The 25,016-nt window shown below is 72.7% G+C and carries 24 protein-coding genes, 1 other RNA gene and 1 pseudogene; 12 read left to right on the top strand and 14 right to left on the bottom strand.

What is annotated here, in order from left to right; genetic code table 11:
• The first annotated feature begins 207 nt into the window (after positions 1 to 207).
• Positions 208 to 1,230, top strand: coding sequence for a zinc-dependent alcohol dehydrogenase family protein (locus OHB41_RS15975; RefSeq protein ID WP_266698854.1), 1,023 nt, complete (start codon positions 208 to 210; stop codon positions 1,228 to 1,230).
• A 15-nt stretch (positions 1,231 to 1,245) separates the two neighbouring features.
• Here the strand turns inward: OHB41_RS15975 and OHB41_RS15970 are convergent, their stop codons facing one another.
• Together OHB41_RS15970 and yaaA are read right to left on the bottom strand one after the other, a co-directional pair.
• Positions 1,246 to 1,917, bottom strand: coding sequence for a bifunctional 4-hydroxy-2-oxoglutarate aldolase/2-dehydro-3-deoxy-phosphogluconate aldolase (locus tag OHB41_RS15970; RefSeq protein ID WP_266698852.1), 672 nt, complete (start codon positions 1,915 to 1,917; stop codon positions 1,246 to 1,248).
• A gap of 104 nt (positions 1,918 to 2,021) precedes the next feature.
• Entirely contained in the window at positions 2,022 to 2,822 is an 801-nt protein-coding gene (gene yaaA, locus OHB41_RS15965; protein WP_266698851.1) for a peroxide stress protein YaaA, read from the bottom strand.
• A gap of 95 nt (positions 2,823 to 2,917) precedes the next feature.
• On the opposite strand from yaaA, the gene OHB41_RS15960 reads away from it, so the two are divergent.
• From OHB41_RS15960 to rnpB, 4 genes and pseudogenes are all read left to right on the top strand, one after another.
• Entirely contained in the window at positions 2,918 to 4,351 is a 1,434-nt protein-coding gene (locus OHB41_RS15960) for an RNB domain-containing ribonuclease (RefSeq protein WP_266698849.1), read from the top strand.
• Positions 4,352 to 4,863: 512 nt separating this feature from the next.
• Entirely contained in the window at positions 4,864 to 5,682 is an 819-nt protein-coding gene (locus OHB41_RS15955; protein WP_266698847.1) for an AraC family transcriptional regulator, read from the top strand.
• A 93-nt stretch (positions 5,683 to 5,775) separates the two neighbouring features.
• Positions 5,776 to 6,612: pseudogene (locus tag OHB41_RS52330) on the top strand (EamA family transporter); the annotation flags it as partial.
• A 70-nt stretch (positions 6,613 to 6,682) separates the two neighbouring features.
• Positions 6,683 to 7,086, top strand: an RNA gene (rnpB, locus tag OHB41_RS15945) — RNase P RNA component class A.
• Positions 7,087 to 7,409: 323 nt separating this feature from the next.
• On the opposite strand, the gene OHB41_RS15940 is transcribed toward rnpB, so the two are convergent.
• On the bottom strand, positions 7,410 to 7,634 hold the full coding sequence (locus tag OHB41_RS15940; RefSeq protein ID WP_266698844.1) for a hypothetical protein: 225 nt from the start codon (positions 7,632 to 7,634) through the stop codon (positions 7,410 to 7,412).
• The gene (locus OHB41_RS15935; RefSeq protein ID WP_526024916.1) at positions 7,631 to 7,888 is read right to left on the bottom strand and encodes a hypothetical protein; all 258 of its coding nucleotides are present in this window, start codon (positions 7,886 to 7,888) and stop codon (positions 7,631 to 7,633) included. The genes OHB41_RS15940 and OHB41_RS15935 overlap by 4 nt, the downstream gene beginning before the upstream one ends.
• A gap of 167 nt (positions 7,889 to 8,055) precedes the next feature.
• Here OHB41_RS15935 and OHB41_RS15930 point away from each other — a divergent pair, with 167 nt between their 5' ends.
• Complete coding sequence (locus OHB41_RS15930; RefSeq protein ID WP_266698841.1) at positions 8,056 to 8,898, top strand: helix-turn-helix domain-containing protein; 843 nt, start codon at positions 8,056 to 8,058, stop codon at positions 8,896 to 8,898.
• Positions 8,880 to 9,089, top strand: coding sequence for a DUF397 domain-containing protein (locus OHB41_RS15925; protein WP_266698840.1), 210 nt, complete (start codon positions 8,880 to 8,882; stop codon positions 9,087 to 9,089). The genes OHB41_RS15930 and OHB41_RS15925 overlap by 19 nt, the downstream gene beginning before the upstream one ends.
• A gap of 33 nt (positions 9,090 to 9,122) precedes the next feature.
• Here OHB41_RS15925 and OHB41_RS15920 read toward each other — a convergent pair whose 3' ends face one another.
• The 3 genes from OHB41_RS15920 to OHB41_RS15910 form a co-directional block, all read right to left on the bottom strand.
• Positions 9,123 to 10,127, bottom strand: coding sequence for a Gfo/Idh/MocA family protein (locus OHB41_RS15920; RefSeq protein ID WP_266698839.1), 1,005 nt, complete (start codon positions 10,125 to 10,127; stop codon positions 9,123 to 9,125).
• A gap of 79 nt (positions 10,128 to 10,206) precedes the next feature.
• Entirely contained in the window at positions 10,207 to 10,971 is a 765-nt protein-coding gene (locus OHB41_RS15915) for an SDR family oxidoreductase (RefSeq protein ID WP_266698837.1), read from the bottom strand.
• A gap of 23 nt (positions 10,972 to 10,994) precedes the next feature.
• Positions 10,995 to 12,161, bottom strand: coding sequence for a phytanoyl-CoA dioxygenase family protein (locus OHB41_RS15910; RefSeq protein ID WP_266698835.1), 1,167 nt, complete (start codon positions 12,159 to 12,161; stop codon positions 10,995 to 10,997).
• A 108-nt stretch (positions 12,162 to 12,269) separates the two neighbouring features.
• On the opposite strand from OHB41_RS15910, the gene OHB41_RS15905 reads away from it, so the two are divergent.
• Positions 12,270 to 13,292, top strand: a complete 1,023-nt coding sequence (locus OHB41_RS15905; RefSeq protein WP_266698833.1) for a LacI family DNA-binding transcriptional regulator — start codon at positions 12,270 to 12,272, stop codon at positions 13,290 to 13,292.
• Between the two features lie 206 nt (positions 13,293 to 13,498).
• On the opposite strand, the gene OHB41_RS15900 is transcribed toward OHB41_RS15905, so the two are convergent.
• From OHB41_RS15900 to OHB41_RS15890, 3 genes are all read right to left on the bottom strand, one after another.
• Complete coding sequence (locus OHB41_RS15900) at positions 13,499 to 14,185, bottom strand: histidine phosphatase family protein (protein WP_266698832.1); 687 nt, start codon at positions 14,183 to 14,185, stop codon at positions 13,499 to 13,501.
• 113 nt (positions 14,186 to 14,298) lie between these two features.
• Complete coding sequence (locus tag OHB41_RS15895; RefSeq protein WP_266698830.1) at positions 14,299 to 14,679, bottom strand: MazG-like family protein; 381 nt, start codon at positions 14,677 to 14,679, stop codon at positions 14,299 to 14,301.
• Between the two features lie 77 nt (positions 14,680 to 14,756).
• On the bottom strand, positions 14,757 to 15,302 hold the full coding sequence (locus OHB41_RS15890) for a DoxX family protein (RefSeq protein WP_266698829.1): 546 nt from the start codon (positions 15,300 to 15,302) through the stop codon (positions 14,757 to 14,759).
• A gap of 200 nt (positions 15,303 to 15,502) precedes the next feature.
• On the opposite strand from OHB41_RS15890, the gene OHB41_RS15885 reads away from it, so the two are divergent.
• On the top strand, positions 15,503 to 15,826 hold the full coding sequence (locus OHB41_RS15885; protein ID WP_266698827.1) for a nuclear transport factor 2 family protein: 324 nt from the start codon (positions 15,503 to 15,505) through the stop codon (positions 15,824 to 15,826).
• A 159-nt stretch (positions 15,827 to 15,985) separates the two neighbouring features.
• Here OHB41_RS15885 and OHB41_RS15880 read toward each other — a convergent pair whose 3' ends face one another.
• Both OHB41_RS15880 and OHB41_RS15875 read right to left on the bottom strand, forming a co-directional pair.
• Positions 15,986 to 16,705 (bottom strand): ABC transporter ATP-binding protein, encoded by a 720-nt coding sequence (locus tag OHB41_RS15880; RefSeq protein WP_266698825.1) that lies wholly within the window; start codon positions 16,703 to 16,705, stop codon positions 15,986 to 15,988.
• A 95-nt stretch (positions 16,706 to 16,800) separates the two neighbouring features.
• The gene (locus tag OHB41_RS15875) at positions 16,801 to 18,279 is read right to left on the bottom strand and encodes an ABC transporter permease (RefSeq protein WP_266698823.1); all 1,479 of its coding nucleotides are present in this window, start codon (positions 18,277 to 18,279) and stop codon (positions 16,801 to 16,803) included.
• 312 nt (positions 18,280 to 18,591) lie between these two features.
• On the opposite strand from OHB41_RS15875, the gene OHB41_RS15870 reads away from it, so the two are divergent.
• Entirely contained in the window at positions 18,592 to 19,863 is a 1,272-nt protein-coding gene (locus tag OHB41_RS15870; RefSeq protein WP_266698822.1) for a D-alanyl-D-alanine carboxypeptidase family protein, read from the top strand.
• A 270-nt stretch (positions 19,864 to 20,133) separates the two neighbouring features.
• Here the strand turns inward: OHB41_RS15870 and OHB41_RS15865 are convergent, their stop codons facing one another.
• Together OHB41_RS15865 and OHB41_RS15860 are read right to left on the bottom strand one after the other, a co-directional pair.
• Positions 20,134 to 20,892 carry an SDR family oxidoreductase gene (locus tag OHB41_RS15865; RefSeq protein ID WP_266698821.1) on the bottom strand — a complete coding sequence of 253 codons (759 nt, stop codon included), beginning with the start codon at positions 20,890 to 20,892 and terminating at the stop codon, positions 20,134 to 20,136.
• Between the two features lie 218 nt (positions 20,893 to 21,110).
• Positions 21,111 to 22,118 carry a Gfo/Idh/MocA family protein gene (locus OHB41_RS15860; protein WP_266698820.1) on the bottom strand — a complete coding sequence of 336 codons (1,008 nt, stop codon included), beginning with the start codon at positions 22,116 to 22,118 and terminating at the stop codon, positions 21,111 to 21,113.
• A 99-nt stretch (positions 22,119 to 22,217) separates the two neighbouring features.
• Here OHB41_RS15860 and OHB41_RS15855 point away from each other — a divergent pair, with 99 nt between their 5' ends.
• On the top strand, positions 22,218 to 23,642 hold the full coding sequence (locus OHB41_RS15855; protein WP_266698818.1) for a multidrug effflux MFS transporter: 1,425 nt from the start codon (positions 22,218 to 22,220) through the stop codon (positions 23,640 to 23,642).
• A complete protein-coding gene (locus OHB41_RS15850; protein WP_526025044.1) occupies positions 23,597 to 24,769 on the top strand; it encodes a serine hydrolase domain-containing protein in 1,173 nt (390 codons plus the stop codon). Before OHB41_RS15855 ends, OHB41_RS15850 begins: the two co-directional genes overlap by 46 nt.
• Positions 24,770 to 25,016: the final 247 nt, after the last annotated feature.

Raw genomic sequence — 25,016 nt, 5'->3', positions numbered from 1 at the left:
TCATCGGGCGGGCAGCGGGACGTCGTCGGGGACGGCGGCGGGACGTCATCGGGTCGGCGCCGGTTCCGGACGCGGTCCGGCCGCGACTCGGCGCGATCCGTCATACCCCGCAGGGAATTGAGGCGCGGCCCCCGTCCGAACAGCATGGACGCATCCAAGGAGTGCACACGGAGCCGTGCACACGGAGCACACACCGCAGGGGGCGACATGCGTACGTACCACCTCGAGACACTCGGCACCGTCGACGGCGTCGTCCCGCGCGAGACGGCCCGCCCCGAGCCCGGTCCCCGGGAGATCCTCGTCCGCGTGCGGGCGGTCTCCCTCAACAAGCGCGATCTGCTGATCATGAAGGGGACCTATCCGCTGCGGGCCGTACCGGACGTCGTCCCGGTCAGCGACGGGGCCGGAGAGGTCGTCGCGGTGGGCGGGGAGGTGACCCGGTTCGCGGTCGGCGACCGGGTGGCGGGGACGTACTTCCCGAACTGGCTCGACGGACGGATCACCCCGGCCCTCCTCGACCAGCCGGGTGCCACCCTCGACGGCATGCTCACCGAGTACGCCCGTCTGGACCAGGAGGCGGCCGTACGCGTCCCGGACCATCTGACCTGGGAGGAGGCGGCCTGTCTGCCCTGTGCCGGGGTCACCGCGTGGCACTCCCTCACCGGCGGCGAGCCGCTCGCCCCCGGCCAGACCGTGCTCACGCTCGGCACCGGCGCGCTGTCCCTCTTCGCCGTGCAGTTCGCCAAGATGCTGGGCGCCCAGGTCGTCGCGACGACGTCGAGCGCCGCCAAGGCCGACCGGCTCAAGGGGCTCGGCGCGGACCACGTCGTCGACTACGCACGGCATCCCGCATGGGGTTCCGTGGTGCGGGAGCTGACCGGCGGGCGCGGCGCCGACCTCGTCGTCGAGACCAACGGCCCCGACACCGTCGAGCAGTCGGTGCGCGCCGCCGCGCTGTACGGGCAGATCGTGCTCCTGATCACCGGGAACCCGCGCAGGCCCGGCATCGAGATCTCCCACGCGGCGTACGCGTCGAGCCTGGCGACCATCCGCCGGGTGTTCGTCGGCAGCCGGGCCCACTTCGAGTCCATGAACCGGGCGTTGGCGCTGCACGGCACGCGTCCCGTCGTCGACCGGGTCTTCGGCTTCGGCACCGACGACGTGCGCGAGGCGTTCCGGTACTACGAGAGCGGCGCGGCCTTCGGGAAGGTCGTCATCAGGGTGAACTGATCCCCGTACCGCGCCTCAACGGGCGTACAGCGTCGCCGCGTTCCTGGCCAGCGCTTCGATCCGGCGCCAGTCCTTCGCGGCGATCGCGTCGCCGGGAAGCATCCAGGTGCCGCCCACGCACCCGACGTTGGGCAGCGCGAGGTACTCCGCGGCGCAGTCCGGCGTGATGCCGCCCGTCGGGCAGAACCGCGCCTGCGGCAGCGGGCCGGCCAACGACCTGAGATACGCCGTCCCGCCCGCCGCCTGCGCGGGGAAGAACTTCATCTCCCGCACCCCCCTCTCCAGCAGCGCCACGACCTCCGAGGCCGTGGACACCCCCGGCAGGAACGGCACCCCGGACGCCTTCATGGCGTCGAGCAACCCGTCCGTCCAGCCGGGACTGACCAGGAAGCGCGCTCCGGCGGCCACCGTGTCCGCCACCTGGGCGGGCGTGATGACGGTGCCGGCGCCGACCACCGCGTCCGGCACCTCGGCGGCGATCGCCCGGATGGCGTCGAGCGCGGCCGGGGTCCGCAGCGTCACCTCGATCGCGGGCAGTCCGCCCGCGACCAGCGCCCGCGCCAGCGGCACCGCGTCGGCGGCGTCCGTGACCACGACGACGGGCATGACGGGCGCGAGATCCAGCACGGAGGCGGACACGGGACCGGGTACGGGGGCAGGCGAAGGTGAGGGCGGTGACGAGGTCATGCTCGTCATCCTGCCCGGGGTGTGCAGCATGCGCAAAGACCGTTGCGCATGCTGCAATGCGAGGGAGTGCGACCCGGGCGACGAACCCGGAAGTCCCCGGGGGACTAGTGGATCTCGGTCACCACCACGTCGAGCGCCCACGGCCGGCCCGCACCGGCCGGCGGCTTCGCCTCCACCACGTACCCGAGATCCCGCAGCGCCTCCAGCAGCTGGGCCGGGCCCTTGGGCGCCGCCCCGGCACTCAGCAGACTCCGCACGATCCGGCCCTTCGTCGCCTTGTTGAAGTGGCTGACGACCGACCGCTTCTCGACCCCGTCCACCCACTGCGAGTGCAGTACCCGCACCGTCGCCGTGCGCCCGGCGACCTCGCCCTTCGGCTTCCACGCCGCCGTGTACGCCGAGGACCGCAGATCGAGCACCAGCCCGTCCCCGGCCGCCTCCGGCAGCGCCGCGGCCATCGGGGCCCGCCAGTGCGCGCCGAGCGCCCCGAGGCCGGGCAGCTTCACACCCATCGAGCAGCGGTACGACGGGATCCGGTCCGTCACCCGGACCGCGCCCCACAACCCCGAGAACACCAGCAGTGAACGGCCGGCGCGCCGCTTGGCGGCCGTGTCCAGCGAAGCGAGGTCCAGCGAGTCGTACAGGACCCCCGTGTAGATCTCCCCGGCGGGCCGCGCGCCGGTGGTGCGCAGCTCCGTGTTCTTGGCGATCTCGCCGCGCAGCCCCTCGCTCAGCCCGAGCACCTCGCGGGCCTTCTCCTCGTCACCGGCGCACAGCTCGGCCAGCTCGTCGAGGACCGCCCGACGTGCCTCGGTGAGGCCGGGCAGGGACAGCGACTCCAGTTTCAGAGCGGTTCCCCGGCCCGAGGGGGCCTTCCCCTCGGAGGGCGGCAGCAGCACGAGCACGGTGGTGTTCTCCTAACGGCGGGTATGGCCCGCGCGCCAGCCTAAGGGGTGCGGCCCGGGGTGCCCGCCGCGCGCGGGCGACCTACGCTCGACCCATGCCCCGCCGCCACATGCGCGCCGTCTGCGCACCGGAGGCTCCCCTGGGGGCCGCCCTGCGCGCCCTGCGCACCGAGCTCGGCGTACCCGGGAGCTTCCCGCCCGACGCCCTGGAGGAGGCGGGCCGGCCACCCCTGCTGCCCTCCCACGACGCCACGGACATCCCCTTCTTCACCGTCGACCCGCCGGCGTCCACCGACCTCGACCAGGCGATGCACCTCACGCGGCGCGAACGGGGCGGGTACCGCGTGCGGTACGCGATCGCCGACGTCGCCGCCTTCGTGACACCCGGCGGCCCGCTCGACGCCGAGGCACACCGCCGCGTGACCACGCTCTACTTCCCCGACGAGAAGGTCCCCCTCCACCCGCCCCAGCTCTCCGAGGGCACCGCCAGCCTTCTCCCCGACCAGACCTGCCCGGCCGTCCTGTGGACGCTGGACCTCGACCCGGAGGGCCGCGCCGAGTCGACCGACGTACGCCGTGCCCTCGTACGGAGCCGGGCCAAGCTCGACTACGCGCACGTCCAGCGACGCATCGACGCGGGGACGGCCGAGGAACCCCTCGCCCTCCTCAAGGACATCGGCGTGCTGCGCGAGCGCCTGGAGGTGGAACGCGGCGGCATCTCGCTCAACGTCCCCGAACAGGAGATCGTCGAGCGGGACGGGACCTGCTCACTCTCCTACCGCGCCCCCCTCCCCGCCGAGGGCTGGAACGCCCAGATCTCCCTGCTCACCGGCATGGCCGCGGCCGACCTGATGCTCGCCCACGGCACAGGCGTCCTGCGCACGCTCCCGGCCGCCCCCGACGGCGCGGTCGGCCGGCTGCGCCGTACCGCCAAGGCCCTGCGCATCGACTGGCCGCACCACGTCTCCTACGCCCAGCTCATCCGCTCCCTCGACCCGCACCGGCCGCGCCACGCGGCCTTCCTCCAGGAGTGCACGACGCTGCTGCGCGGCGCGGGCTACACGGCCTTCCGCGACGGCCTGCTCCCCGACGTCACCTCCCACGCGGCCGTCGCCGCGCCGTACGCCCACTGCACAGCCCCACTGCGCCGCCTCGGCGACCGCTACGCCGCGGAGATCTGCCTCGCCGCCGCCGCGGGCCGAGAACCCCCCGAGTGGGTCCTCACCGGCCTCGACGCCCTTCCCAAGGAGATGGCCGAGGGCAGCCGGCGCGCGGGCACCGTCGAGCGCGAGTGCGTCGACATCGTCGAGGCCGCACTGCTCAAGGACCGGGTCGGCGAACTCTTCGAGGCCTGCGTGGTCGACGTACAGGACCACGACCCCACCGTCGGAACGGTGCAGTTGGAGTCCCCGGCCGTCTTGGCCCGCATCACGGGCGGCCGTTCGAGGCTGCCCCTCGGCGAACACCTGCGCGTACGCCTCACGGCGGCGGACCCGGGCACGACGAAGGTACGGTTCGCCCCGGCGTGAGCGACGGTCCGGTCCGCGGGGGCCCGAGCCGCGGTTCGGTCCACGCCGACGCGAGCCGCGCTGCGCCTGCTCCGGACGTCGCCTTTTCGGTCTGTCCGGGGATCAGCGACGCGAGCCGCGCTGCGCCTGCTCCGGACGTCGCCTTTTCAGTCTGTCCGGGGATCAGCGAATGCGAGCCGCGCTGCGCCTGCTCCGGACGTCGCCCTTTTGGGTCTGTCCGGGCATCAGCGAATCGGGCCGGGCCCGCATATCCAGCCCGTCCGGCGTTTGAGGACGAGCCCTTCGGGCGAAGCGGGGGTCCAGGGGGCGCAGCCCCTTGGCGGGGTGCCGGGGCGGAGCCCCGCAGGGGGTACGGGGGCGGAGCCTCCGGTGGGGTCTGGGGCGGAGCCCCAGGTTGAGGATGGGACGGGTAGGGGCGGCGGGGGCGAAGAACGGCGGCCCCGAGCCGGAGGCCAGGGCATGGAACAGCCCCCACGGGTGTTCCCTTCCCTGACGAAACCGGGGGAAGAAACATGCGCACAGGACGTGAAGAGACCCGCTGGACCCGAGCCACCCTCGGCCGGGACGGCCACCCCCTCGACCTCCTCACCGCCCGCTTCGAGAACCACCGCTACGCCCCCCACGCCCACGACGAGTACACCGTCGGCGTCTGCGTGGGCGGCGCCGAGTTCATCGACTACCGAGGCAGTCGTATCCACACCGGCCCGGGCTCGATCGTCGTCCTCGCCCCCGGCGAGGCCCACACCGGCGGCCCCGCGATCCCCGACGGCTACGCCTACCGCGCCCTGTACCCGCAGCCCGCCCTCCTCGCCGAAGGCACCCGCACCGTCCCCCACTTCCGCGACCCCATCATCGACGACCCCGAACTGGCCGCCGCCCTGCGCGCCGCGCACACCGACCTGAGCGTCTGCCCCGACCCGCTGGAGGCCGAGTCGCGCATCCCCTGGCTGCTCACCGCCCTGGCCTGCCGTCACTCCACGGCCCACCCGGCCCGCGACACGATCCCGGGCGCGGGCACCGTCGCCCGCACGGTCCGCGACCGCCTCGCCGACGAACTCCTCACCCCGCCCTCCCTCGCGGACCTCGCCGCCGACCTGGGCCTGTCCCGCTACCAACTGCTGCGCGCCTTCCGTACGACGATGGGCATGCCCCCGTACGCCTGGCTGGCGCAGCACCGGGTGAACCGGGCCCGCGGCCTGCTGGAGCGCGGTCTGCGCCCGGCCGAGGTCGCCTCCCTCGTGGGCTTCGCGGACCAGGCGCATCTGACGCGCTGGTTCCGCAGGGTGCTGGGGGTGACCCCGGCGGTGTACCGCGCGAGCGTGCGGTCGTAGCTTGTCCGAGTCCGGGCGGCATCAGGGCGTCGGGCCGATCGCGGCGCAACGACGTTCAAGACGAAGACCCCTCACTCGGCCCACACTGCCCGCATGACTGCACGCGGCTGGTTCCTGTTCTCCCTGATGGGAGTGGTCTGGGGCATCCCCTACCTGATGATCAAAGTGGCGGTGGAGGGGGTGTCCCCGTCCGTGGTGGTGTTCACGCGCTGTGCGGTGGGCGCCGCGCTGCTGCTGCCGTTCGCGCTGCGCCAAGGGGGCTTCACCGGCCTGACCCGGAGCGTACGGACGCACTGGCGCCCCATGCTGGCCTTCGCGTGCATCGAGATCATCGTTCCCTGGTGGACCCTCACCGACGCCGAGCGTCACCTCTCCAGTTCCACGGCGGGCCTGCTGATCGCGGGCGTACCGATCGTCGGCGTGGCCGCCGCCCGCCTCTTCGGCGACACCGAACGCCTGGGCGCCCGCCGCATGTCGGGGCTGGCACTCGGGCTGTCCGGCGTCGCCGTCCTCACGATCCCGCACCTGACCGGCGGCGACTCCCGCTCGCTCGCCGAGGTGCTGCTGACGGTCGTCGGCTACGCGACGGCGCCGGTGATAGCCGCCCGCCACCTCAAGGACGTCCCCTCACTCCACCTCACGGCCCCCTGCCTGACCCTGGCGGCCCTGGTCTACGCCCCCGCGGCTGCCGCCACCTGGCCTTCCTCTGCCCCCTCGGCCCAGGTCCTGACCGCCCTCGCGGGCCTCGGCGTCATCTGCACCGCGGTCGCCTTCGTGGCCTTCCTGGAACTCATCAAGGAGGCGGGCCCGACGCGGGCCACGGTGATCACGTACGTCAACCCGGCGATCGCCGTCGCCGCCGGAGCCCTCTTCCTGGAGGAACGCCTGACCCCCGGCACCCTCGCGGCCTTCGCCCTCATCCTGGCCGGCTCGGTCCTGGCGACGGCGACGGCCGGACCGAAGCGGGCCGCGCGCCCGGTAGCATGGTCCACACGGCAGACGAGCCGGGCGGACGGCCGCGTGGAGGTCCTTGCGGACCTTCCCGAGGAACGTCCGGGCTCCACAGGGCAGGGTGGTGGCTAACGGCCACCCGGGGTGACCCGCGGGACAGTGCCACAGAAAACAGACCGCCGGGGACTTCGGTCCCCGGTAAGGGTGAAACGGTGGTGTAAGAGACCACCAGCGCCTGAGGTGACTCAGGCGGCTAGGTAAACCCCACCCGGAGCAAGGTCAAAAGGAGCGCCGTAAAACGTGCTCTGCGCGGACGTTCGAGGGCTGCTCGCCCGAGTCCGCGGGTAGACCGCACGAGGCCGGTGGCAACACCGGCCCTAGATGGATGGCCGTCTCCCCGGCCGCCGCGAGGCGACCGGGCGACAGAACCCGGCGTACAGCCCGACTCGTCTGCCGCCACTTGCGGCTTTGCCTTGGAAAGGGCCTCCGACCTGTGTCGCAGGCCCTTTCCGAGCTCTCGGGGGCTTGCCGCGTAGGTCGGCGAAGAGTCCCCTGGAAGTCCCTCCGCCCTGTCACGTACTCGTGGTGCTCGGGGTGCGTCCGAAGTGCCCATCGCACGGCAAAGGTTTCATAGTGAAGGTAATAACCGGCTCCTCTCGCGGGTGGCGGATCTTCGCGTGACTAGCTGGCACGACACCTCCGTCGTAGGAGCGGCCCCAACGGCCTCTCCGCCGCCGGCACGCTCCGAGCGGATCGTCCCCTCGGCCGACGGAACGTCAGCCGGATCGTCGGCTGCGGGCGTTCGCCTCGGAGACCAGGGCGCTCAGCAGTTCGTCCTGGCTCAGGGGCCTGAGGTGGTCCGGGTCGGCGTCCCATTCGACGCCGCCGCCGAGCGGGCGGACCTGGAGGTACGGGCCTTCGTGGCCCATGACGCGTCCGTCGCGGTCGCGGACCGTGTCGTGGACGGCCACTCCGACGCCGGGCGCCGCGTTCTCCGTCATGCGGCGATCCCCCTGAGGATCACGTCCGCGAGCATCAGAGCCACGGGCGCGGAGCACACGCCGAGGTGCACGAGCGCGTAGCGGACTTCGCCGTCGTCCGCCCAGGGGGTGCGGACGTCCATCGCGGGGAGCTGGATGCCGGCCCGGCTGAGGGCGGAGGCGAGGGTGTCTCGGGCGTCCAGGGCTTCCTGGGTCTTGGGCGTGCGGGGCATCAGCGTCCTTGTCGGTCCGGTGCTGCGGGTTCCATGACCCATTCCATGACCCGGGCTGCGCTGGGCGTATTACGCTGCGTAGTCCGGGAGTTACGAGAATGCACCCGGTCGTGGGCGACCACGTTGTGGACGGGGCCGTGCTTCCCCGTCGTACGAAGGTGGTTCCACACGTTCCACATCGCTCGCGCGAACGTCCCGAAGGGAGCGGTATGCCGCAGCGCCGCGTCATCACCGGCCGCAGCCAGGAGCCCCGTCAGCGGTTCGCGGAGGAGCTGCGGACCCTGCGGGCCGGGAGCGGGACGAGCCTGCGGGCGCTCGGCGAACGGCTCGGCTGGGACTGGTCGTTGTTCGGCAAGATGGAGAAGGGCGAGACGCTCGGCAGCCCGGAGGTCGTCCAGGCACTCGACCAGCACTACGGGACCCCGGGGCTGTTGCTCGCGCTGTGGGAGCTGGCCGCCGGGGACCATACGCAGTTCCGCGAGCGGTACCGGCGGTACATGGCGCTGGAGGCGGAGGCGGTGAGCCTGTGGCACTTCGCGGTGAGCGTGTTGCCGGGGTTGTTGCAGACACCGGGGTACGCGCGAGAGGTGCTGGCGGCGGGCGGGCTCAAGGGGAAGGAACTCGAGCAGCAGGTCGAGGCGCGCATGGGGCGGCGGGAGTTGTTGGAAGGGGAGGATGCGCCCCGCTTCCGGACCATCCTTTCCGAGGCCGTCTTGCGGACGGCGTTACTGGACATGCCTGAGTGGCGGGGGCAGTTGGAGTACCTGGCTGAGATGGCGCGGCGCCGGAACATCGCCGTTCAGGTGCTGCCGTTCAGCGCCGGTCCCTACGGGCTTGACAGCACCGACGTCTGGTTCCTGCGTCTGTCACAGGGACGTACGGTGGCATACACGGAGAACGCGCACCGTGGGGACCTGATCGAGGACAGCGCGGCGGTCGAGAAGCTGCAAGGTGCCTACGATGCAGTGCGTGACCTGGCGCTGTCTCCGGCCGAGTCGCGGAAGTTCGTCCTGCGCATGTTGGAGGAAGTGCCGTGCGATCCATCGACCTGAGCGTCGTGACGTGGCGTAAGAGCTCGTACAGCAACTCGGACGGCGGCGCCTGCCTCGAGGTCTCCGACGACCTCACCGCAGGCATCCCCGTGCGGGACAGCAAGGTCCCGCACGGGCCGGTGCTCGTGTTCCCCGCCGGCGGCTGGGCCTCGTTCGTCGCCGCGGTCAAGGGCGGCCGCCTGCCCCGCTGACCCGGCGGGCCGGCCGCACCCCGCCGGACCGGCTCAGCCCCGTCGCACCTCTTCCACCCGCACCGCCCGCCGCTCCGCCAGTGACAGCGCGCACGCCTCCGCGATCCAGCTCGCCTCGATCGCGTCGGCGACCGTGCACGGTGAGGTGGCGCGGCCCGCGACGACCTCGGTGAAGGCGGTCAGTTCGGCCCGGTAGGCGGGGGCGAAGCGGTCCATGAAGAAGTCGTGCGGGACGCCGGCGGGGAAGGTGGCCCCGGGTTCCACGGAGCGCAGGGGGAGTTTGTCGTCCAGGCCCACGGCGATGCTGTCGCGCATGCCGTGCAGTTCCAGGCGGACGTCGTAACCGCGCGCGTTGTGGCGGGAGTTGGAGACCAGCGCGAGGGTGCCGTCGTCGAGGGTGAGAATCGCGGACGCGGTGTCGACGTCGCCCGCCTCGGCGATGTACTCGGCCCCCCGGTTGCCGCCGGCCGCGTACACCTCGACCACCTCGCGGCCGGTGACCCAGCGCACGATGTCGAAGTCGTGCACGGCGCAGTCGCGGAAGATGCCGCCGGAGACCGCCACGTACGCGGCCGGCGGCGGCGCCGGGTCCAAGGTCGTGGACCGTACGGTGTGCAGTTTGCCGAGTTCGCCGCTCACCACGGCCTTGCGCGCGGCCACGCAGCCCGCGTCGAACCGCCGGTTGTAGCCGATGTGCACCTCGACGCCGCTGTCCTGGACCGCGCGCAGCACGGCGACGCTCTCCTCGACCGTCCGTGCCACCGGCTTCTCGCAGAAGACGGGGATGCCCGCCTCGACCGCGGCCAGGATCAGCGCGGGGTGCGCGTCGGTGGCCGCCGCCACCACGATGCCGTCGACCCCGGCGGCGAGCACCGCCTCGGGCGAGTCCACCGCCGTCGCCCCGAAGCGCTCGACCGCCGCCGCGGCCGCCGCGGCCACCGGGTCGGTGACCACCAGCGAGTCCACCGCGTCGAGCCCGGCGAGCGTCGCGGTGTGGAAGGCGCCGATCCGGCCCAGTCCCAAGATGCCTATACGCATGAGAAGTTGCTCCTAAAGCCCAAAATTCATAACCGTCGGCCCGGTGCGCAGCCCCGTGGGGCGGAAGCGGGGCCGCATTTCAGTCCAGTCCGCCGAGAACGGTCTGGTCCCAGTCGACGACCGAACCGGTGACCACACCGCTGCGGTCGGAGAGCAGGAAGACGACGAAGTCGGCGATCTCGTCGACCTGGCCGAGCCTGCCCATCGGGCGGCTCCTCGCCGCTTCCTCCCGCCAGTCGTCGCCCGCGCCGTGGAAGGCGCGCTGGATCTCGTCCTCGCCCTCGGTGTCCGTCCAGCCGATGTTCAGGCCGTTGATCCGGATCCGGTCCCAGCGGTGGGCGTGCGCGGCGTTGCGGGTGAGGCCGGCCAGCCCGGCCTTGGCGGCCACGTACGGGGCGAGGAAGGGCTGTCCGCCGTGCGCGGAGGAGGTGATGATGTTGACGACGGTGCCCGGCGCCCCGCGGTCCACCAGGTGCCGGACCGCAGCCTGCATCGCGAAGAACGGCGCCCGCAGGTTGACCGCGATGTGCGCGTCGAAGAGTTCGGGTGTGGTGTCGAGGAGGGTGCCGCGCGAGGTCAGCCCGGCCGCGTTGACGAGGCAGTCGAGCCGCCCGTGCGCCGCCACGACGCGCTCGACACCGGCGTGCGCCTGCGCGGGATCGGCCAGATCGGCCCGTACGAAGGTGGCGCCGGTCTCCGCGGCGAACCGCTCACCGAGTTCGGCGCGGCGCCCGGTGAACGCGACGGTCGCGCCCTCGCGTACGGCCGCCCGTACGACGCCCGCGCCGACGCCCTGACTGCCGCCGTTGACGAGGACGACCCTGTCCTCGAGAAGTGGTCCCATCGGTTCTCCCCTGACGTGAGTACTCAGGTGCGGCGGCGCTCGGCGCCGGCCCGCAGTTCCCGGCGCAGCCGCGGGGGGTCCCACTCCTCCGCCACGGCCCGCCACACCGTGTCGGCCTGGGACGGCGGGGCGAGCCCCTCCAGGGGCGGGTCCAGATCGAGGTCCGTGGGGAACGGGTAGCCCTCCGCGGAGGCCGCCACCACCCGGCGCAGCCACGCCTCGCCGACACCCTCGCCCCGGCGCCGCAGCAGCACCGGGAACAGCGCGTTCACCATCGCCTCCCGGTCCACCGTCTCCATCGCCCGGCCGAACGCGGAGGAGATCTGCAGCAGGTTCGCCATCCGCCTGACGTCCGTCGTGCGGTTGTGGCCCGCCGCGTGGAAGAGCGCGGGGTTGAAGAAGACCGCGTCCCCCTTGGCCAGCGGCAGTTGCACGTGGTGCTCCTCGAAGTACGCGATGAACTCCGGGCGCCGCCAGGCCAGATAGCCGGGCTCGTACTTCTGCGAGTGCGGCAGGTAGAGCGTCGGGCCGGACTCCACGGGCATGTCGCAGTGCGCCACCGCGCCCTGCAGGGTGAGCACGGGGGAGAGCCGGTGGACGTGCGCCGGATAGCGGGCCGCCCGTTCGTCGGAGAGGAAACCGAGGTGGTAGTCCCGGTGCACGCTCTGCGCCGCGCCGCCCGGGTTGACCACGTTGATCTGGGAGGTGACCTGGTAGCCGGGGCCGAGCCAGGCCTCGCAGACCAGGGCCAGCATGTCGTTGGCGTAGTAGTCGGCGAAGACGTCGGGAGCGTGCAGGGCCGTCTTGTCCAGGGCGCTCCACACCCGGTCGTTGGCGCCGGGCTTCGCGAAGTGGTCGCCGCGGGCCGTGCCGCTCGCCCGCTCCCGCTCGATCAGCGCGCGGAAGACGTCCGAGGCCCGGTCCACCACGTCCAGGTCCGCGAACGCGCCCCGGAGCACCACGATGCCGGGCCCGTCCAGCAGCGCGCGCACCCACTCGGTCCGCAGTGCCGTCGGGTCGGCCGCCCGGACACGGTCGCTGTCGTAGAGCGGGACGTTGCGCTCGACTTCGGCGGCGTGCGGGTAGTCGCGCGGATCGGTGCGCTCGGCGACCAGCGCGCGCAAGGCGTCGAGGTCGCAGTCCGTCTCCCCGCTCAGCCACATCCGAGGTCCCGCATTCCGGGAAGCCATGCAGGGTCCTTTCGCCGCGCGGCCGTTTCCGTCAGTCTTATGAACCCGAGCCCATCATTCAATGAGCAGAAACCCATCAAAAACCCATCACCGACCCCGGGAACAGCCATGGGACACCCCTATACGATCCGTGAGATCGCCCGTCAGGCCGGACTGAGCGAGGCGACGGTCGACCGGGTCCTCAACCACCGGGGCGGCGTCCGCGAGAGCACGGCCCGGGAGGTCCGGCAGGCCATCGAGGACCTGGACCGCCAGCGCACCCAGGTCCGTATCGGCGGGCGCACCTTCATGATCGACATCGTGATGCAGACACCCGAGCGGTTCTCGTCCGCGGTGCGCGACGCCCTGGAGGCCGAACTGCCGTCCCTGCACCCGGCGATCGTGCGCTCACGCTTCCACTTCCGTGAGACGGACCCCGCCGCGGAGCTGGTGAAGGACCTGGACAGGATCGCCGCGCGCGGCTCGCAGGGAGTGATCCTCAAGGCGCCCGACGTGCCCGAGGTCACCACCGCGGTCGGACGGCTGGTGGCGGCCGGCATCCCCGTGGTCACGCTCGTGACGGACCTGCCCAGCAGCCCGCGCAGGGCGTACGTCGGCATCGACAACCGGGCCGCCGGAGCGACCGCCGCCTACCTGGTCCGGCAGTGGCTCGGCGACGGTCCCGGCCATGTGCTCGTCACCATCAGCCGGGGCTCCTTCCGCAACGAGGAGGAGCGCGAGATGGGCTTCCGCAGCGAGATGCGCGCCGCGCGGCCGGAACGCCGGCTGGTCGAGGTCACCGACAGCGACGGGCTCGACTCCACCCAGCGGGAACTCGTCCGCGAGGCCCTGGAGCGGGACCCGGAGATCAACGCCGTCTACTCCATCGGCGGCGGGAACACCGCGACCATCGAGGCCTTCGACACGCTCGGCCGGGACCTGCTGGCCTTCGTCGCGCACGACCTGGACCACGACAACACCCGGCTCCTGGGGGAGCGGCGGCTGTCCGCGGTGCTCCATCACGACCTGCGCCAGGACATGCGCCGCGCCTGCCAGACCATCATGCGGGCCCACCAGGCACTCCCGGACGAGGGCCCGCTCCTCCCGTCGGCGATCCAGGTGGTCACGCCGTACAACATGCCGCCGGGGTGAGGTCTCCGCGGTGACCCGGCGACCGGGTGACCCGCTGGCTGGGGTGACCCGGGCGGGGACCCGATGACCCGATGGGCCGGGCAGGAATTCCCGGGGGGAGCGGACAGGCCGGCCCAGCGGCAGCCCGCGGGCGCCGGACGGGGAGGCGGCGGCCGGCAGGAGGCCGTCGTCCCTCCGCCGGGCGGCAGCCCGCGAGCGCCGGCGGCCTACTCGTTCGGAACCGCCGACTCCCCGGCGGGACCCAGCGGCTGTCCCGTGGGCCCGCTCTCCCGGCCGGAAGCCGCTTCGTCCAGCGGTGTGCCCGCCCAGGACACGGCCGTCCAGCCGTCCTCCGGGGAACCCTCCAGGATCACCACGTCCGTGTTGTCCAGCCGGTGGCCGGTCGCGAAGGACACCTCGACGTTGCGCGCGCGTGCCGCCGTCCACACCCGGATCGCGGCGCCGTGACTGACCATCGCGACGGCGCCCGCCGCGCTCTCCGCCGCCTCCGCGACCACCGCGTCGAACCGGCCCAGTGCCTCCGTGCCGCTCTCCCCGCCCGGCATCCGCAGCGCGGTCTCCCCGGATGCCCAGGCGAACGCCGTCGTGAGGTACGCCCGCGCCTCCTTGGTGTCCCCGCGCAGCATCTCCAGGTCCCCGGCGGACAGCTCGCGGATACCCTCCCGGACGCGCACCTCCAGCCCGCGCGCGGCCGCCAGCGGAGCGGCGGTCAGCTGGGCGCGGGTCAGCGTGGAGGCGTACAGCGCGTCGATCTTCTCGTCCGCCAGGGCCTGGGGCAGCGCGGCGGCCTGTTTCTCCCCGAGGGCCGTGAGCCCCGGCCCCGGCGTGGCGGTGTCCAGCAGGAACTCCACATTGGACGGTGTCTGTCCGTGGCGGACGAGAATGAGGCGCATACGGTCACCCTCTCAGACGGCGGTACGACGGTACGGAGCCCCCCGCGCGGTACGTCCCGGCCTCCGACCGCGAACCCGGTCGCCCGGAGGACTCCCGTGGCACCGGCGGCAGTTCACCCGGAGCCGCGGTCCGTCCCCAGCGACCGGTCCGTGACGCCCGCCAGGTGGGCCGTGAACACCTCGCGCGCGTCCGGCCCCAGGGTGCGCAGAGCGACCAGGCCCGTGATCACGACGTCGCAGAGCTCGGCCCGTACGTCGTCCCACGTGTGCGTGGTGCCCTTGCGCGGGTTCTGACCGGTCGCGCCGATCACCGCCCGGGCCACCTCGCCGACCTCCTCCGACAGCTTCAGGATGCGCAGGAGCAGCTCCTCACGGCCGTCGTGCGCCCGGTCTACGTGCGTCCGGTCGTCGTGCGGGTGACCCTCTCGCGACCGGTCGGCGTCGAGCCAGTCGTGCAGGCGGTCGATCGAGTCCCAGACGTCTTCATCAGCCATGGGACCAGCCTCCCCAGGGGCGGTGCTCCCGACGCCTGTTCGTGGACCCGTCGCCCGGGAGAGCCGTGGAACCGTTCCTACTCGTCGAACAGCGTGGGCTGTTCACCCTCGGCGGCCCGCCGCACCCGGTTGTTACGCGCGCCCACCACGGCCAGCGTGGCCGCGGCCGTCACCCCCAGCGCTGCGGGGATCATCCAGCCCCGGTTCACGGTGTGGCCGAGCAGATGGTCCAGCGAGATCCGGCCGGGGCCCGTCACGGCGAGGCCCGCCGCCGTCAGGCCCAGCGAGGCCGCGTACTCGTAGCCGCCCTCCTGGGCGAAGAACCCGTGCGGCCGGTGCACCGCGGTCGCGCCCGTCATCGCACCGGCCGCGGAGGCACCGGCCGCGGGTGTCGCGAGGCCCAGCGCGAGCAGTGTGCCGCCGCCCGCCTCGGCGAGGCCCGCCGCGAGCGCGCTCCGCTTCCCGGGCACGTAACCCATCGCCGCCATGGCCATTCCCGTCCCGGAGAGCCCGCCCCCGCCGAACCAGCCGAACAGCTTCTGCGCCCCGTGCGCGGCCAGCACGCCGCCCGTGCCCAGACGGAGCAGCAGCAGTCCGAGGTCTCTACGGTCGAAACAGGTCACGGTGGCTCCCAACCGGGCTCGCGTGATGACGGCGTGCTTCCTCCGCCGGCCTTCGTCCACCGTCGCCCGTGCCGCCGTCCCGCACCCGGCGCGCGCGGCTGTTCGGGTGGCTGTCCGGGGGCTGTTCGTGCGGTCGACCGGGGCCGGCCGCGCGGTGGGACGGGTGGCGGGCCGGCGGGAGCGGTGTGACGCTGACTGCCATGACGATTCAGGTAGCCAGACTCAGCGACCCGGCCGTGCGGGCCTTCGTCACCGCTGTGAACGCCCACGACCGAGAGGCGTTCGAGGCCGTCCTCGCGCCCGGTGCGACCATGTCCGACGACGGCTCCGACCGGGACCTCGCCGACTGGACCGAGCAGGAGATCTTCTCCTCCCACGGCCACATGGACGTCGACAACGAGTCCCGGGGCGGCCACGCCCTCGTCGTCCGCTACAGCAACGACACCTGGGGCGAGATGAAGACGCGGTGGAGCTTCACTGTCGACGGCGGCAGGATCACCCGCTTCGAGACGGGCCAGGCGTAGGACCCGTAGCAGCCGCAGCGCACGTAACACCTGTGACACCCGTAACGCCCGTACGGAGAACGGGGGAAGGGGCCGGATCTCCGGCCCCTTCCCCCGGCTCGCGTGCCGAACGCCGCTCCCGCCCGCTCCCGCCGCCCCTCACCGCCGTCCGCCGCCCCCTCAGCCGACGGAGTGCCGGGGCTCGGCGCGCCGCGTGCCGCTGCCGCCCCGCTCGGTCAGCGTGATCCGCCCCGCCCTGATGGTGGCGAGACGCGGCGCCCGGCGGGCGATCGACGAGTCGTGGGTGACCAGGACGAAGGTCAGCCCGTACTCGTGCCACAACCCCTCCAGCAACCCCATGATGTCGTCACGGGTGCCCTCGTCCAGGTTGCCGGTCGGCTCGTCCGCGAGGAGCACCTTCGGTTTCTTGACCAGGGCACGCGCGATGGCGACACGCTGCTGCTGGCCGCCGGAGAGTTCGGACGGCGCGTGCGTCAGGCGCTCGCCCAGACCGACCGAGCGCAGCGCCTCGGCGGCGCGCTCGCGTCGCTCCGCGGGCTTCACCCCGAGCGGTACGAGCGCGGTCTCGACGTTCTCCTGCGCGGTCAGCGTCGGGATGAGGTTGAACGACTGGAAGATGATGCCGATCTTCTCGGCGCGCAGCCGGGTCAGTCCGGCCTCGCCGACGGAGGCGAGGTCGACGCCGTCCAGTTCGACGCTGCCGGAGGACGGGCGGTCCAGGCCGCCGATCATCTGGAGCAGGGTCGACTTGCCGCCGCCGGTGGGGCCCTGGATGACGAGCTGGTCGCCGTCCTCGATGGCGAGGTCGACGCCGCGCAGCGCCTCCACCGTCTCCTTGCCCCGCGTGTAGCGCTTGGTGACGCCGGTGAGCTTGTACATGAGGTTCTCCGAAGATGAAAGGGGTGGGGCGCCATGGTCGGGGGCGAAGTGGAGGCGGCGCCCCGGCTCGGGTGTCCTTCGCCCAGGGGGAGGGGTTACGCGACGCTGCGCAGCGCGTCCGCGGGGCGCATCCGGGAGGCGCGCCAGCCGCCCATCGCGCCGGCGACGAGGCCGCCCGCGATGGCCAGTCCCGCCGCGAGCGCGATGGTGGTCACCGACACCGGCGCGGAGAGCGCGATCTCCATGGTGTTCTTGACCGCCTGCCGGCCGGGCCCGCCACCACCGGGGCCACCGCCCATACCGCCACCGCCCGCGCCGCCACCGCCGGTGGCACCGAGCTCCGCGGTCAGCTTCGGGCTGATCGCCGTCACCGCGTACGCCGCGCCGAGGCCGAGGGCGATGCCGAGCGCGCCGCCGAGCAGACCGTTCACGACGGACTCACCGACGACCTGGCGGGTGACCCTGCGGGACGGCCAGCCGAGCGCCTTGAGCGTGCCGAACTCGCGCACCCGGCGGGACACGGCCGAGGAGGTCAGCAGCGCCGCCACCAGGAACGCGGCCACGAGCACCGCGACGGACAGCCACTTGCCGACGCTGGTCGCCAGGTTCGAGGCGGTCGACAGGGAGCCGGAGACGGTGGACGCGAGGTCCGCGGAGGTGGTGACCGTCGTCCCCGAGATGTTCTTCCGGATGGTCGCCTTGACGGTGTCGATCTGCTGCGAGTCGGTCGCCTTGACGTAGATCGTGGTGACCTCGTCCTTCGAGTCGCCCAGTGTCTGCGCCTGCTTCAGCGGCAGGTAGACGTCGGTCGTCGACTCGCCGCTGTCCGGCGTCGCGATCCCGATGACCGTGTACTTGGTGCCGGAGATCGTGAGGGTCCCCCCGACCGTCTTCTTGTTCTCCTTGGCGTACGACGCGCTGAGCACCGCGACCTTCGCGTCGGTCTGGGCCGCGGTGAAGGTCCGGCCCGTGGTGATCTTCGAGGTGGCGAGCGGGCCGAGGTCCTGGTGGGTGACGTCGACGCCCGCGACGGAGTACGAGTTCACGTCGAAGGACGCGCCGCCGCCCTGCACCTGCGGCTGGCCCGTGCCGCCGCCGGGGCCGCCCTGCTGCGACCCGGAGGAGCCCGCGGACCCCGAGGAGGTGGAGGACTTCGCCGTGCCCCGGGTGAAGGAGCCGTCGACCTTGGTGACGTTCAGGCTGAGCGCGCCCACCGCGCTCGACACGCCCTTCTGCGCGGCGACCTGGGTGACGAGCGAGGACTTCAGGGACTGCCCGCCCTGCGTCATCACCCGGTCCGAGCTCTGTGTCGTGCTGCTGTCGGACTTGGCGTCGAAATCGAACTTCGGCCGTCCGGAGGAGCTGCCCGTGGCCGCCGGACGGGCCTTCGTGACGGTCATGTCGGTGCCGAGCCCGTACAGCGATTTCAGGACCTTGCCCTGGGCCTGCTGCATGCCGGCCGACACCGAGTCGACGGTGATGACCAGCGCGATTCCGAGCGCCAGACCCATGGCGATCACCAGGGCCGCCTTCTTGCGCCGGCTCAGCTCACGCTTGAGATAGATGCCAAACATCCCGTTCCCCAAAGGTTCTCGGCGCCCGCTGTGGGCGCGGCCACAAGCTATGGAGAAACCTTTGAGCGGGGCTGAGCGGGAGGTGTGCGAGAGCTGAGAAAGCCGGCTGCGGAATCAATATCGCGTAAGACAGCTGATTCCCAGGGTCCGGAGGGGTCATTGCCAGGAAACCCCTGTTGGGTGGGGTGTCGGTGGCACACGACAGCCGGTGCGGCGCACGGGCCGCCGTCCCGCCACGCCTGTGGACACGCTGTGCCTTTCTTGTGCGACCCCGCCGTACGGTGCCGCGGACCGGCTTTGTACGGTCCCGAGATGCGCGATTCCTCTCCGCTTCCCCCGCGTGCCGCCGTGCTGTCCCGCCGTGCCGCGCTCGGCCTCGCAGCGGCCGTCCCGCTGGCCGCGGCGTCCCCGGCGGCCGCCAGCCCCTCCGCCACGCCCGCTGTCACGCCGTCCGCCGCCCGCGCCGCCACGATCGGTGGTGAACTGCTGGGCCGCGGCGGCGTCCAGGTGCGCGGGGCCTCGGGACTGCCCAAGCGGCTCACCGCCCGCTCCTGGCTCGTCGCCGACCACGTCAGCGGCGAGGTGCTCGCGTCGTACAACGCGCACCGGCTGCTGGCGCCCGCCTCCACGCTGAAGATGCTCTTCGCGGACACCGTGCTGCAGAAGTTCGAACGCACCGAGCGCCACCGGGTCACCGACGCCGACCTCGCCGGGATTCCCGCCGGCTCCAGCCTGGTCGGCGTCAAGCCCGGAATCACCTACACCGTCGAGCAGTTGTGGCTCGGCGTCTTCCTGCGCTCCGGAAACGACGCGGTGCACGTGCTCAGCCACATGAACGGCGGCGTGGACACCACGGTCGCGCAGATGCAGGCCAGGGCCGAGGACCTGCAGGCCCTGGACACACACGTGGTCAGCCCCGACGGGTTCGACCACAAGGGCCAGGTGTCCTCCGCGTACGACCTGACGCTCTTCGCCCGGCACGGCCTCGCCGACGCCGACTTCCGCGCCTACTGCTCGACGAGGACCGCGGACTTCCCGGCGGGCGGCAAGAAGACCTTCCAGATACAGAACACGGACCGTCTGCTGACCGGCGCGTGGGGCGTGCCGACGTACGACGGTCTCATCGGCGTCAAGAACGGCTACACCAGCAACGCCGGCAACACCTTCACCGGCGCCGCGACCCGCGGCGGCCGGACCCTCCTGGTCACGGTGATGCACCCGAAGAGCGGCGGCAGCGGCGTCTACGAGGAGACGGCGGCGCTGCTCGACTGGGGGTTCCGGCAGGGCGCGAACGCGCGTCCGGTGGGCACGCTGGTCGCCCCGCTCAGCGAGGGCGGCGCCAGGGCGACGCCCACCAGGAAGGCCCCGAAGGCCGCCGCCGGGGCGCCCGCCCGGGCGGAGACGAGCAGTTCGTCGTGGGGGCTGGTCGGCGGGGCCGGGGGAGCGGTCGCGCTGCTCGCGGGCGGCGCGGTCGCGTGGCACAGGCGGCGGCGCGCGGTGGCGGCCGGCGGGGCCCCGGCGTCGGGGACCTCCGACCTGGGGACTTCGGACCCGGGAGATTCCGGCGCTCGTCGTCGGCCCTGACGGTGCCGGGGCCGTCGTCGAAATGATGCGGAGGCAGCCGTCCCATGGCCCACCTCGCGGTCCCGCGCGAGGTCCGCCCCCCAGCGGGGCCGCGGAACGGCTGCCACCTCCCCCCTCGGTGTGGACCGTGGTCGTACCGAAGTCCTCCACTCCGAGTGTGAAGCTCTCGTGGAGGCGACACGAGCATAAGCCCGCTACCGGGCCTTATAGTGCGGAGGTTCAGCTTCCGTTTGTGCAAGTTGAGACGTCGACCAAAGGCGCGGACGTCCCCTAGCCGCGCCCCACATAGGGCATCGCGGTGGCCATCACCGTCGCGAACTGCACGTTCGCCGCCAGCGGCAGCTCCGCCATGTGCCGCACGGTGCGGGCCACGTCCGCCGCGTCCATCACCGGCTCGACCGCCAGTTCCCCGTTCGCCTGCGGCGTTCCCGTGCGCATGCCGGAGGTCATGTCGGTCGCGGCGTTGCCGATGTCGATCTGACCGCACGCGATCCGGTACGCGCGCCCGTCCAGGGACAGCGACTTGGTCAGGCCCGTCACCGCGTGCTTGGTCGCCGTGTACGCGATCGACCGCGGACGCGGCGCGTGCGCCGAGATCGAGCCGTTGTTGATGATCCGGCCGCCCTGCGGGTCCTGCTCCTTCATCTGCCGGAACGCGGCCTGCGCGCACAGGAAAGCGCCGTTGAGGTTGGTGTCCACGACGTGCCGCCAGGCCTCGTACGGCAGTTCCTCGACCGGGACGCCGCCCGGACCGAACGTCCCGGCGTTGTTGAAGAGCAGGTCGAGCCGTCCGAAGCGCTCGCGCACGGAGGCGAAGAGGGCGGCGACCTCCTCGGGGCGGGCGACGTCGGCCCGTACGGCCGCCGAGGGGGCCTCGGGGACGAGGGCCGCCGTCTCCTCCAGGGGCTCGGTCCGGCGTCCGGCCAGCGCCACCGACCAGCCGGCGCGCAGCAGTTCGACGGCCACCGCGCGGCCGATGCCGGAGCCCGCCCCGGTCACCACCGCGATCTTCGTCTGCTTGGCATTCATGGGGACGCAGCGTATCGACGGCATGGCGGGGAGGCGGGGCGCCTCGCGTCCCCCTTTCCGGAGCCGTCAGCGTCAGCCGACGGCCAACGGCCGTCGGGCGTCAGCCATCAGTCCGGTAGCCGGTAGCCGGTAGCCGTCAGCCGTCAGCCGTCAGCCGTCAGCCGTCAGCCGTCAGCCGTCAGCCGTGAGTCTTCCCGTCCGTTCGGCCGTCGGGCCGGTCAGTCGGTCTCGCCGGGGTAGCGGACGCCGATCTGCTCGCGTACCGCGTCGAGCGTCCGCATCACGGCGAGGCTGCCGTCGAGGGGGACGAGCGGGGACTCCTTCTCGCCGGCCCGCAGTGCGCGCATCACCTCGGCGGCCTCGTGCTTGAGGCTGGTGCGGGGGCCGTGCGCCGGGTCGGCCGTGAACTCCTCCGCGTCGCGCCCGTCGCGGTGCAGTACGAGCCGTTCCGGGAAGAAGAAGCCGCCGGGGACGTCGATGCGGCCCTGCGAGCCGGTGACGGAGGCGGTGACGGGGGTGCTGCCGTTGATGGAGCAGTGCACCGAAGCGAGAGCACCGCTCTCCCAGGTGAGCACCGCTCCCGTCTGGAGATCGACGCCCTCGTCGGAGAGCACCGCTCTCGCCGTGATGCCCGACGGCTCCCCGAGCAGCAGATGCGCGAACGACACCGGGTAGACACCGAGATCGAGCAGCGCCCCGCCGCCCTGCGCCGGGTCGCGCAGCCGGTGGGAGGGCGGGAACGGGCCGTTGATCCCGAAGTCGGCCTGCACGGTGCGGACCTCACCGATCACTCCGTCGTCCACGAGCCCCTTGAGCCTGCGGACCAGCGGGTTGCAGTACATCCACATGGCCTCCATCAGGAAGCGGTCGTGGCGGCGGGCGAGCGCGACCAGCTCCTCCGCCTCCCGCGCGTTCAGCGTCAGCGCCTTCTCGCACAGCACATGACGCCCGGCCTCCAGACACATCCCGGCCGCCTGCCGGTGCGCCGAGTGCGGAGTGGCCACGTACACGACATCGACGTCCTCGTCGGCGGCGAGCGACGCCCAGTCCCCGTACGCCCGGGGAATCCCGAACCGCTCGGCGAACGCCTTCGCCGAGGCGTCGGTCCGTGAGGCCACGGCCACCACCTCGGCGTCCGGCATGTCCACCAGATCCGCCGTGAACGCCGCGGCGATCCCACCGGTCGCCAGAATCCCCCACCGCACCCGCTCGTGCTCGCCCGTCATTCCCGGCCCTTCGCTCTGTCACCCTGATGCTCTGTGACCCCGAACACTCCGTTCGAACTGAGAGCATAGGTGGCGGATCACCCGGAGAGGGAGGGGCACATGCCCGAGCGCGGGCGCACCACGAGGGACCAGGAAGGCCCGCAGGGGCACATACCGAACACCGCCGTCGCCGACACCTCGGCGGTCTTCGCCGGCCCGGCGCCCGCCGTCGTGCCCCCCAGGGCGACGCCCGCGGCGGAGGACTGCGGCCCACGGGACGCACGCCCGGGGGACGCCGAACCGCGCGACCCCGGGGCGCTCCGCCGTACCGGACTTCTCGTCACCCTGATCCTCGGCGGGCTCACCGCGACACCCCCGCTGGCCATGGACATGTACCTCCCGTCGCTGCCGGAGGTCACCCGCTCCCTGCACGCCCCGGCCGCGACCGTCCAGCTCACGCTGACCGCGTGCCTCGCGGGAATGGCGTTCGGCCAGCTCGTCGTCGGGCCGATGAGCGACAAGTGGGGGCGGCGCAGACCGCTGCTCGTGGGACTGGTCGTCTACGTCCTCGCCACCGCCCTGTGCGCCGTCGCGCCCGACGTCGAACTCCTCGTCGCCTTCCGGCTGGCGCAGGGTCTCGCGGGAGCGGCCGGCATCGTGATCGCGCGGGCCGTCGTCCGCGATCTGTACGACGGCATGGCGATGGCCCGCTTCTTCTCCACCCTCATGCTGATCTCCGGCGTCGCCCCGGTCGTCGCGCCCCTCATCGGCGGGCAGATCCTGCGCGCCACCGACTGGCGAGGAGTTTTCGTCGTCCTCACCGCCGTCGGCGTCGGACTCACCGCGCTCGTCTGGACGAAGCTCCCCGAGACCCTCCCGCCCGGCGACCGGCACGGCGGCGGAGTCGGCGAAGCCCTCCACTCGATGCGCGCCCTGCTGGCCGACCGGGTCTTCACCGGCTACATGCTGGCGGGCGGCTTCGCCTTCGCCGCGCTCTTCGCGTACATCTCGGCCTCGCCCTTCGTGATCCAGGAGATCTACGGCGCGTCCCCGCAGACCTTCAGCCTGCTCTTCGGCGTGAACTCGATCGGCCTGGTGGTCGTCGGCCAGATCAACGGCAAGCTCCTGGTCGGCCGGGTCGGCCTCGACAAGGTCCTCGCCATGGGCCTCACCCTCATCGGCCTCGGCGCGAGCGCGCTGCTCCTGATGTCCTCCGGCGTCTTCGGCGAGGTCGGGCTGGCGCCGGTGGCCGCCGCCCTGTTCGTCCTGATGTCCGCGATGGGTCTCGCGCTGCCCAACACTCAGGCGCTCGCCCTGATGCGCGTACGGCACGCCGCCGGCTCCGCCTCCGCGCTGCTGGGCACCTCCTCCTTCCTCATCGGAGCGGTCGCCTCGCCGCTGGTCGGCATCGCCGGTGAGCGCACCGCCGTCCCGATGGCCGTCGTCCAACTGGTGGCGGTACTGGTGGCCGTCGCCTGCTTCATGGGACTGTGCCGTCCCTGGCGGACGGGACACACCATGGACGGAAAGGCGGCGGACAGCTGAGCGCACCGAAACTGCGCGTCGACACACCGGAGCGGGCCGGGCTCGATCCGGCCGAACTGCGCCACCTCGTACGCGACGTCCGCGCCCTCACCCGGGGCCCCGACCCCTGGGCGGCCGGCGTCGTCGTGGTCGCCGGACGCGGCCCGGTCATCGCCGTCGAGGAGGCGGCGGGCTGGGCGGTGCGCTACGCGTCGTACGACGAGAAGACCGACACCGGGGTCGAACTGCCGCCCACGGAGCGGCTTCCGATGAGCGTGCGCACCCCCTTCGACCTGGCCTCCCTCACCAAACTGTTCACGGCGGTCGCCGCGGTGCAGCAGCTGGAGCGCGGCACGCTCGGCATCGACGCGCGGGTGGGGGCGTACCTGCCGGAGTTCCGCGCGGCGTCCGCGAACGACGTCACCGTGCGGCAGCTGCTCACGCACACCTCCGGGCTGCGGCCCGAACTCCCGCTGTACGACTGCCCGGACGAGCGGGCGCGCCTGGCGATGCTGCGGGCGGAAGGGCCTTCGTCCGAGCCGGGGGAGTACCTCTACTCGGATCTGAACCTGCTCCTCCTCCAGCACGTCCTGGAACGCATCACCGGCCGTTCCCTCGACGTCCTCATCAGGGACGGGATCACCCGGCCGCTGGGGATGACGGCCACCCGCTTCGGGCCGTGCCCGGACGCGGCGGCGACCGAGGACCAGCGACGGCCGTGGGCCAAGGCGGACCGCGGGATGCTGCGGGGGGTGGTGCACGACGAGAACGCGTGGGCGCTCGGCGGGGTGGCGGGGCACGCGGGCCTCTTCTCCACCGCCCGTGACCTCGCCGTCTTCTGCCGCGCGCTGCTCGCGGGCGGTTCCTACGGCCCCGCGCGCATCCTCGGTCCCGACTTCGTCGAGCTGATGCTCACCCCGCCCGGCCTCGGCTTCGCCATCGGTCAGTCCTGGTTCATGGGGGCCCTGGCGGAGGGCGGCGCGGCGGGACACACGGGCTTCACGGGGACGTCGCTGGTGCTGGACCCGGCGACGGGCACGTTTCTCGTGCTGCTCGCGAACACCGTGCATCCCCGGCGGCGGGCGGTGCGGAACGGGCCGCGGGTGGAGGCGGCGACGCGGATGGCTCGGGCGGTACGGGGCGCTTGACCCCGGGTTTCTTTCGCCCCCGCCGCCCCTGCCCTCCCCTTCACCCGGGGGCTCCGCCCCGGACCCCGCCAAGGGGCTGCGCCCCCTGGACCCCCGCATCGCCCGAAGGGCTCGTCCTCAAACGCCGGACGGGCTGAATATCCGCAGCCCAGGCCCGCACCATCAGCCCGTCCGGCGTTTGAGGACAAGGCCCTTGAGGCCGGTAGGGGGTCCGGGGGCGGAGCCCCCGGGTACGGGATGGGTCGGG

The organism is Streptomyces sp. NBC_01571 (assembly GCF_026339875.1).
GTDB lineage: Bacteria > Actinomycetota > Actinomycetes > Streptomycetales > Streptomycetaceae > Streptomyces.
Note: the sequence above shows the minus strand (reverse complement) of the source record. Positions and strands in the feature narration are given on the sequence as shown.